Source organism: Oleiphilus sp. HI0080, assembly GCF_001635135.1.
The window spans coordinates 1-1,452 of record NZ_LWFU01000954.1; the positions used below are offsets into that span (position 1 = coordinate 1).

Sequence of the window (1,452 nt, forward strand, 5' to 3'; positions counted from 1 at the left end):
CGACATCCGTCGCGCCAATAAGCAAGAGTTTGTCGATAGCCGCACAACGCAGATAAACGCAGTCATCTTGGCACCATACCTCACCATACGCCTCGTCTGGAAAATCCGTCAATGTGCAAGTGCGCGAAGAATCGAGAGCAACACAACGGCAAACTTCAGACAACTGGTCAACCCGGGCGAGAAGAGTCTGAACATGCTCAACACAACTCGAATTTTGGACTGGATCAAAAAGCTCTATTAGTAACTCGATGGTGGCACCACAAGGCAAATCATACCCTGCCGCATCGGCTCCGTATCGCTTAGTAATGGGAAACACGTCCTTTTCATCAAGACTTTCGGGAGATCGCAAGCTCTCCAACAAGTCTTCTTCAACGCAGCCGCCAGAAACCGATCCAAAAACCTGATTGGCAAGAGGGTCAAAGGCGAGCACACTTCCGGCAGGCCGTGGCGATGCCCCCCATGTTTCAAGCACAGTTACTAAAAACACAGGCCGTTTTGCCTGCAAAGCAGTAAGCAGCGCCTTAAAAACCTCGATGCGTTGGGTATTCATCGCCTAGACCATCGCCAATGCGTTAAGACAGCTTAAAGGGCAAGCGAGTATGCCTCGTACCCGTCGCTTTGAATATAGCGGCTCCCATAGCGGCTGCGAGCGGAGGTAAACCTGGCTCTCCAACTCCCGTCGGTGACTCTTCACTTGCAACAATGTGGACTTCAATCTCAGGGCACTCGTTGTTGCGTACCATCTGATAATCATGGAAGTTGCTTTGTTTCGCCAAACCACTGTCGAAACTGATCTCACCATAAAGCGCTGCGGTCAATCCAAAAACGATGCCGCTCTCCATTTGCATGGTCACAATGTCGGGGTTGACCACCTGACCGCAATCGACAGCACAAACGACTTTATGGACTTTTGGCTGACCTTGCTCAACGCTCAATTCAACCAGCTCCGCCACGTACGACCCGAAGGATTTGTGCACAGCGATGCCTCGATAACGTCCTTCAGGCGGCTTTTCAGCCCAACCACCTTTTTGTGCCGCCAACTTCAGCACAGCGGCCATACGAGGCTGATCCCTCAAGAGCGCTAGCCGGAACTCAACCGCATCCTGCCCTGCCTTCTCGGCACACGCCTCAACAAAGGTTTCGGTAACAAAACCATTGTGCGAGTGCCCGACCGCTCGCCAGTAGCCCACAGGAACCCCCGCGTCCGCCTTACTATATCTAACCTCTTGCGAACCGAAGGCATACGGTAAATCGTCAGCACCTTCGTAAGCGGAACGGTCAGCTGGCGTCATGGGGGTGCCAGCCGTTGCAAGGCCGACCTTGCCAAGCATAGGGAACATAAATTTTGGCGCTGCCGGAAACATAGCCGGCGCAGCATCCCATACATACCAATCCATTACACCAGGCGCGGCTATATGGTGATCCCAAGCAAGGACGTTGTCTTTGTCTACG

General features: G+C 53.0%; 2 protein-coding genes. Both read right to left on the minus strand.

Annotated elements, in window-relative coordinates:
- Positions 1–550 (minus strand): XdhC family protein (locus A3751_RS18525; RefSeq protein WP_231876933.1); only part of this gene is annotated, 550 nt, incomplete at its 3' end.
- A 22-nt stretch (positions 551–572) separates the two neighbouring features.
- The coding region (locus tag A3751_RS18530; RefSeq protein WP_156492614.1) for a molybdopterin cofactor-binding domain-containing protein at positions 573–1,452 on the minus strand (880 nt) is incomplete at its 5' end.